Below are 7,297 nucleotides of genomic sequence, written 5' to 3'. Positions count from 1 at the left end.
GATGATGATGGGCGCGGGCGCACCGTCGCCGTTCTACCCGGTGCTCGCCGCGGAGATCGGATTCGACGCGATCGTCATCAGCGCGGTGTTCGCGGTCTACGCGATCGCGCTGCTGCTGGCACTCCTGTCGGCGGGCTCGCTCTCCGACCACATCGGACGTCGCCCGGTCGCGATCGGCGGACTGCTGCTGCTCGCCGTCAGCCTGTTCCTGTTCTTGGCATGCCGATACGGTCACCACCCTCGTGCTCGCGCGAATCCTGCAGGGCGCCGCGAGTGGCGTGCTGATCGCCGCACTGTCGGCGGCCGCGCTCGACCTCGCACCCGGAGGACGCTCGAGAGTCGCCGCCCTCTGGAACGCACTCAGCCCCGGCATCGGCCTCGCCCTCGGAGCGCTCATCTCGGGCATCGCGCTCGACGTCACCGGTCAGCCGCTGCTCGACGTGTTCGCGCCACTCACCGTCATCTACCTCGTGCTCGCCGCGCTCTTCTTCCTCGCACCCGAGACCGCCCCGCTGCGACCCGGAGCCTGGGGGTCGCTGAGCTTCCGGTTGTCGGTGCCGGCCGGCATCCGCTCGGACTTCTGGCGCGGCGCACCCGCGATCATCGCCGGGTGGGCGACCGGCGGACTCTTCCTCTCACTCGGCGCCAACATCGTGCGCACCGAGCTCGGCGGCGAAGCGCACGTCTGGCAGGGCCTCGCGGTCGCGATGCTCTCAGGGGTCGGCGCGATCACCGCGTTCGCCTTCCGCAACCGGCGGCCGCGCACCTCGGTGATCTTCGGCACTGCGGCGCTCGCAGCGGGCACGGCCCTGTCGCTCTGGGCGCTCTCTGCCGCATCGCTCCCCTTCTACCTCGCGGCGACCGCGGTCACAGGCATGGGCTTCGGCACCGCCTTCTCGGGAGTGGTCGCCTCGCTCGCCCCGCGCATTCCCGCCACCGATCGTGCCGACACCTTCGCCGTGATCTACCTGCTCGCCTACCTCGCGTTCGGGGTGCCCGCCGTCGTCGCCGGCACTCTGGTCGGGGTGTTCGGGCTCGGAGTCGTGTGCGTCGGATACGGGATCGTCGTCATCGCGCTCGCGCTGGTCGCACTGGTGCTGCGGGTTCGCCGGGCGGAATAGGGTCGCGGCCGCCTCGCGCCCTCTTCTCTGTGGCGCGCCGTGTGGCGCCCTTCGCAAGGTGAAGTGCACCTCCCCAGGCCGAATTCCTGGAATCCGGCCTTGCCAGGCGCATTTCACCTTCGCAGGTGCACGCGCACGCCGGGATCGCACGCGCACGTCGCGATCACACACGCACGTCGGGACTGCCCGCTCGGGATGCCAAGCACCGGTTTCCACGCCGGCAGCGAAGGAGATCTCACGCTCCGAAGGACGGATGCCGGCAAAGCCTCCTTCGTTGCGAGAGTTCTCCTTCCGAACGCGCGCAGCCCGCGCATCCACCTTGCCCTATCGAACGATTAACGATAGATTCCTACTGTTATTCGACGAGAGGCGGAGTCATGGCGAAGTCGACGATCCTGGTTCTGCAGGTGGTGATCGCGGTGGCGCTGATCGGATCCGTGGCCGTGCAGGCGCTCATCGTGCCGCTGCTGTGGATCGACCTCGGTGCGCAAGAGCTCTGGGGACGCATCGCGCTGGTGTCGATCGTGGTTCTCGGCGTGGTCACGCTGCAGGTCTTCGGCGTCTGCGTCTGGATGCTGCTGACCAAGGTGCGGCGCGGATCGATCTTCTCGACCTCATCGTTCCGATACATCGATGTGATCGTCGGGGCGATCCTCGTTGCTGCGGCACTCACCTGGATCCTCGCTGCACTGCTCGCGCCCGGACCCGCCGCTCCGGGTCTGGTCGCACTCACCGGTGGAGCGGGAGTCGTGCTCGCCGGCATCGCGCTGCTCGTCGTGGTGATGAAGGCGCTGCTGCGCCAGGCGATCGATCGCGACGTCGAAGCGCAGGCGCTGCGGTCTGAGCTCGACAACGAGGTGATCTGATGCCCGTCGTCGTCGACATCGACGTCATGATGGCGCGACGCAAGATGGGCGTCGGCGAGCTGGCCGACCGCATCGGCATCACACCGACCAACCTGGCGGTGCTGAAGAACGGGCGGGCGAAGGCCGTGCGGTTCTCGACCCTGGACGCCCTCTGCGAAGTCCTGGAGTGTCAGCCCGGCGACATCCTTCGCTGGGAGGCGTGAGGGGCGAGTCGCGCAGCCTGCCGCGCACACTGCGAAGGAGATCTGCGCTTCCGAAGGCCAGATTCCGCGATTCTCTCCTTCGGAAGCGCATTTCTCCTTCGCTAGCGCACACGATGAGGCGGAGGCGGGGGCGGATACGGGGGCGGGGGCGGATGCGGCGGATGAAGGCGGAGGCGGATGCGGGGCGGATGCGGATGTCGCGACCTACCGCCCCGCGAGCAGCTCCTGCAACCGCGCGGCCTCGCCTTCGGGCATTCTGTAGCCGTGCTCGGGCGCGGGATACGCCCCACTCCGCACCTCATCGGCATACGCCTGCACCCCGGTGACCGAGACGCCCCGCACATCGGCATAGCGCTTGACGAACTTGGCGGCGCCGCCGGCGTAGATGCCGAGCAGGTCGTGGAAGACGAGCACCTGGCCGTCGGCATCCGATCCGGCTCCGATGCCGATCAGCGGAATGCGCAGCAGGGGCGCGAGCGCCGCGGTGACCTCTGACGGCACGGCCTCGATGACGAGCAGCGAGACTCCGGCATCCTGCAGCGCGAGAGCATCGTCGATCACGGCGAGTGCAGCGTCGGCGGTGCGTCCCTGGGCGCGATATCCCCCGAGCGAGGTCGCCGTCTGCGGGGTCAGCCCGACATGCCCCACCACCGGGATGCCGGCATTCACGAGCGCCCGAGCACGGTCGACCGTCGTGCCGCCTCGTTCGATCTTGATCAGGTCGACGCCCGCCTCTTTGATGAAGCGCTGCGCGGTCGCGAGGGCGAGCGCGTCTGACGCCTCGTACGATCCGAAGGGCAGGTCGCCCACGAGCAGAGGCTTCGTGAGTCCGCGTCGCACGGCCTTCGTGAGCATGAGCATCTCGTCGATCGTGACGGGCACGGTGCTGTCGTAGCCGAGCACGGTCATCGCGGCCGAGTCGCCGACGAGCACCATGTCGACGCCGGCCTCCTCGACGATCTGCGCACTCGGGAAGTCGTAGGCCGTGACCATGACGATCGGCTCGCCGGAATCCTTCTTGACAGCCAGATCGCGCAGGGTCAGGCGCTTCGTCGGGGCAGCATGGGCGCTCATGGCGTGGACCCTCTCAGCAGGCGGTTGTCGATCAGTCGGGCGGCGCCGACACGGGCGGCGACGAGCAGCAGGGCGTCGCGGTCGACGTGAGCAACGGGCTGCAGAGTCTCGGCATCCCGGAGTTCCAGATACTCGGCGGCGATCCTCGCCTCGTCGAGAACAGCTTGAGCTGCAGACAGGACGCTCTCCCCCGATTCGTGCGCCGCGACGGCGGCGTCGAGGGCGCGGTTGAGCGCGGTCGCCTGGGCACGAGCATCCGCGTCGAGGTAGACATTGCGCGAGCTCATGGCGAGCCCATCCGGTTCGCGCACGATGGGGCAGGCTTCGATGCGCACGTCGAGGTTCAGGTCGCGCACGACCCGTCGGACGACGAGCACCTGCTGCGCATCCTTCTGCCCGAAGTAGGCGACATCGGGCTGCACGATGCCGAAGAGCTTGGTGACGACGGTGGCGACGCCGTCGAAGTGGTGGGGCCCGCGGCTCGCGCCGTCGAGCACCTCGGTGATGCCGGCGACGTGGATGTTCGTGGCGAACCCGTCGGGGTAGATCTCGGCGGGCTCGGGTGCGAAGAGGATGTCGACGCCGGCCGCCTCGGCGAGCGCGGCGTCGCGGGCCTCATCGCGCGGATAGGTGCTGAGGTCTTCGTTCGCGGCGAACTGGGTCGGATTGACGAAGAGCGAGACGACGACGAGGTCGTTCTGCTCGCGCGCCGCGCGCATGAGCGAGAGGTGGCCGTCGTGGAAGGCGCCCATTGTGGGGACGAGCCCGACGGATCGGCCCTCCGCCTTGGCTTCGCGGACCGCGGCTCGCACCTCGGCGATCGTGCGGAGGATTCTCATGACCGGGGCTTTCTGTCGGCGACCGCGCGGGTGGCGGTGGCGAGTGCGTCGAAGAGGTCTCGGTAGTCGGCGGATGCTGCGCGCTGCCGCGCCACGGTCGCTTCGTCGCCGCGTGCGATCGGCCCGGTGAGAGCGGATGCTGCACCGGACGCCACCCAGTTGTCGACCGTCTGGCGCACGAGCGGTGCGAGGTGGGCGCGGTCGACTCCGGCATCCATCGCGAGGTGTTCGGCGGCGTCGAGCACGGTGAGCACGAAGTTCGAGGCGAAGGATGCGGCGGCGTGATACTCCGCGCGGTGGGCATCGTCGACGCGGAACGGGTTCGCGCCCAGCGCTCCCGCGAGCTGCTCGGCCACCTCGAGCGCCTCGGGGGTGCGGCCGTCGATAGCCACGCCGATGCCGTGGAAGATCTCGGGCGACTCGGCGCCGGTGAAGGTCTGCAGCGGGTGGAGGCTGAAGTCGACATCGGTGAGCGGCGTCGCACCCGAGACGTGGGCGACGAGCCGCGCATGCGGTCGCACGGCGAACGCCACCGCCGCGATCGCGGAGTCCGGAACGCAGAGCAGTGCGATGTCGGCATCCGGAACTCGGTCTTCGCGGCGCAGGGGCCCGACGACGAGGAAGCCCGCTGCACGCAGGGCCCGTGCGAGTACGCCGCCGAGACAGCCGGCGCCGACGATGGCGATGGTCGTTTCAGGGGTGAGAGCGAGGGTGCTGTGCATGTCGATTCCCCGGCCGAGAGGGCGGCGCGGATGGGATGAGTATCCGCCCGAACCGGGGTGCGCGCAAAATCTGGGAGCAGAGAGACCAGACCATGGGCGCAAACGGTTGCGTTTCTGCGACTTGACGGCAATTCCAGATATGCATATTGCTCCGACGCATCCCAGCGCTGATCGTCGACCGAGGCTCGCGACGCTGCCCGAGACGAGACGCTCGACCGACACCGAACAGGGGTCGTCAGATTCGGAAGGACGATGTGCGACAGCATCCGCCGTACCCTTAACTGTTCTGCCCCACCCCCGGGCACCTTCTCTGGAGCATCCCCATGTCTGCAACTGCGGTCGACGATCGTGCCCGTTATCGGGCGAATCCCACGGTGCTCGAAGCGCTGAAGAGCCCGCGCATGCTGACGCGCGAGGTGCTCGCCGGTCTCGTCGTGGGGCTCGCGCTGATCCCCGAGGCGATCGCGTTCTCGGTGATCGCGGGCGTGGATCCGAAGGTGGGCCTGTTCTCATCGTTCATCATGGCGGTGTCGATCGCGTTCCTCGGCGGGCGCCCGGCCATGGTGACCGCGGCGACCGGAGCCGTCGCGCTCGTGATCGCACCGGTCGCGCCGACCTACGGGATGGACTACTTCATCGCGACGGTGATCCTCGCGGGCATCTTCCAGGTGATCCTCGGGGTGCTGGGCGTGGCGAAGCTGATGCGCTTCATCCCGCGCAGCGTCATGGTCGGGTTCGTGAACGCGCTGGCGATCTTCGTGTTCAGCTCGCAGTTCCCGCAGCTGATCGATGCGCCGTGGCTCGTGTATCCGTTGGTCGCGCTGGGAATCGTCGTGATGATCGTGATGCCGAAGATCACCAAGGTCGTGCCGGCGCCGCTCGTGTCGGTGGTCATCGTGACGGCTGTGGTGCTGACGTTCGCGATCACCGTGCCGACCGTCGGCGACCAGGGCGAGCTGCCCAAGAGCCTGCCCGAGCTGTTCATCCCGAACGTTCCTCTGACCTGGGAGACGTTCACGATCATCGCTCCGTTCGCGCTCGGGGTCGCACTGGTCGGGCTCATGGAGTCGCTGCTCACCGCGAAGCTCGTCGACGAGATCACCGACACGCACTCGAACAAGACGCGGGAGTCGTGGGCTCAGGGGGTCGCGAACATCCTCTCGGGGACCTTCGGGGGAATGGGCGGATGCGCCGTTATCGGCCAGACGATGATCGGCGTCAAGGCCTCGGGCGCCCGCACGCGCATCTCGACATTCTGCGCCGGGCTCTTCCTGTTCCTGCTGGTCGTCGTGTTCGGCGATTTCGTCAGCACGATCCCCATGGCGGCCCTGGTCGCGGTGATGATCATGGTCGCGATCGGAGCCTTCGACTGGCACAGCGTCAAGCCGTCGACCCTGAAGCGGATGCCGAAGAGCGAGACGTTCGTGATGGTCGCGACCGTGGTTCTGGTGCTCATCACGCACAACCTCGCGGTCGGCGTGGTCGGCGGAGTGCTCGTCGCATCGGTGCTGTTCGTGCGCAGGGTCGCGCACTTCGTGTCGGTGTCTCGGACTGTTTCTGCTGCCGGGGATTCCGTGACGTATGTCGTGAACGGGGAGCTGTTCTTCGCGTCGAGCAACGACCTGACGACCTTGTTCTCGTACCCGGAGGATCCGCAGCACGTGGTCATCGACCTCGCCGGATCGCACATCTGGGATGCGTCGACCGTCGCCGCGCTGGATGCGATCGAGACGAAGTACGCGGCCCTCGGCAAGACGGTCGAGATCATCGGGATGAACGAGAGCAGTCAGCGGATGCGCGGGCGGTTGAGCGGCGGGTTCGAGTGAGCGATCTACGCGGGTAGATCGCCGTCCAACACCATCAGCTCGCTGCGACCACAAGGATGCCGATCTCGTCCCGCGCACACGCGAGGTTCGAACTGACGCGAGAACGACGAGGACGCGAGGCGGGCCTCATCCGCGTTCCCGACGGTGTTGAGTCGGCGCTCACGCACCTGCCCTCATATATATTGCTTATGTCCTCATATGTGTATCTAATGCGATCAAGAGAATCGCGGCGAAGCCCTTCGACTTCGCCTCTCGATAGCCAAGAACACGAGGCCAAACGCTGACCGCTTACAACCCTTACCGCTCAGCGATCTCGTGCGGCCTGTAGCCCGAGTCTCAGTTGCCGTTGCCGTCACCATGACTCTCGCGGTGACGGCAACCGCCTGCTCGGGAGCATCCGCCGTGGAGATCGGTGAGGCCGTGGGAAAGACCCTCAGCTGGGTGAACGAAAGAGCCGCCTCGGACACGGAGTTCATGATCCAGGACTCGTCTCCGCGCGTAGGGGAGCCTGCGTCCTTCAACCTGTCGACGTCGGATCCAACAGAGTGGATCGTCGTGGCGATCTGCGCCGACGATCCCCACCTCAACAGCGCCGGAGCCGCCGAGATCTCAATCGTCCCGAAGACCGCATACACGACGTCCGTGA

General features: G+C 67.4%; 8 protein-coding genes and 1 pseudogene. 6 read left to right on the top strand and 3 right to left on the bottom strand.

Annotated features, from left to right (window positions below; all coding sequences use genetic code 11):
• Nucleotide 1 precedes the first annotated feature (1 nt).
• From J7E68_RS20255 to J7E68_RS02595, 4 genes and pseudogenes are all read left to right on the top strand, one after another.
• Nucleotides 2–157, top strand: a pseudogene (locus J7E68_RS20255) (MFS transporter); the annotation flags it as partial.
• A gap of 85 nt (nt 158–242) precedes the next feature.
• Entirely contained in the window at nt 243–1,121 is an 879-nt protein-coding gene (locus J7E68_RS02605; protein ID WP_311416121.1) for an MFS transporter, read from the top strand.
• Between the two features lie 377 nt (nt 1,122–1,498).
• Nucleotides 1,499–1,987 carry a DUF2975 domain-containing protein gene (locus J7E68_RS02600; RefSeq protein ID WP_215169592.1) on the top strand — a complete coding sequence of 163 codons (489 nt, stop codon included), beginning with the start codon at nt 1,499–1,501 and terminating at the stop codon, nt 1,985–1,987.
• Nucleotides 1,987–2,190, top strand: coding sequence for a helix-turn-helix transcriptional regulator (locus J7E68_RS02595; RefSeq protein ID WP_215169590.1), 204 nt, complete (start codon nt 1,987–1,989; stop codon nt 2,188–2,190). Before J7E68_RS02600 ends, J7E68_RS02595 begins: the two co-directional genes overlap by 1 nt.
• A gap of 204 nt (nt 2,191–2,394) precedes the next feature.
• On the opposite strand, the gene panB is transcribed toward J7E68_RS02595, so the two are convergent.
• Genes panB through J7E68_RS02580 form a run of 3 tightly spaced genes read right to left on the bottom strand, consistent with a single transcriptional unit; the run spans nt 2,395 to nt 4,825 of the window.
• Entirely contained in the window at nt 2,395–3,264 is an 870-nt protein-coding gene (gene panB, locus J7E68_RS02590; RefSeq protein WP_215169588.1) for a 3-methyl-2-oxobutanoate hydroxymethyltransferase, read from the bottom strand.
• Entirely contained in the window at nt 3,261–4,103 is an 843-nt protein-coding gene (gene panC / locus J7E68_RS02585; protein WP_215169586.1) for a pantoate--beta-alanine ligase, read from the bottom strand. Before panC ends, panB begins: the two co-directional genes overlap by 4 nt.
• Nucleotides 4,100–4,825, bottom strand: a complete 726-nt coding sequence (locus J7E68_RS02580) for a Rossmann-like and DUF2520 domain-containing protein (protein WP_215169583.1) — start codon at nt 4,823–4,825, stop codon at nt 4,100–4,102. Before J7E68_RS02580 ends, panC begins: the two co-directional genes overlap by 4 nt.
• A gap of 323 nt (nt 4,826–5,148) precedes the next feature.
• Here J7E68_RS02580 and J7E68_RS02575 point away from each other — a divergent pair, with 323 nt between their 5' ends.
• Together J7E68_RS02575 and J7E68_RS02570 are read left to right on the top strand one after the other, a co-directional pair.
• Nucleotides 5,149–6,651, top strand: coding sequence for a SulP family inorganic anion transporter (locus J7E68_RS02575; RefSeq protein ID WP_215169581.1), 1,503 nt, complete (start codon nt 5,149–5,151; stop codon nt 6,649–6,651).
• 369 nt (nt 6,652–7,020) lie between these two features.
• Nucleotides 7,021–7,297 (top strand): hypothetical protein (locus J7E68_RS02570; protein ID WP_215169579.1); only part of this gene is annotated, 277 nt, incomplete at its 3' end.

It is taken from the genome of Microbacterium sp. ISL-103, from assembly GCF_018613995.1.
GTDB lineage: Bacteria > Actinomycetota > Actinomycetes > Actinomycetales > Microbacteriaceae > Microbacterium.
This window is presented reverse-complemented; position numbering and strand designations above follow the sequence as displayed.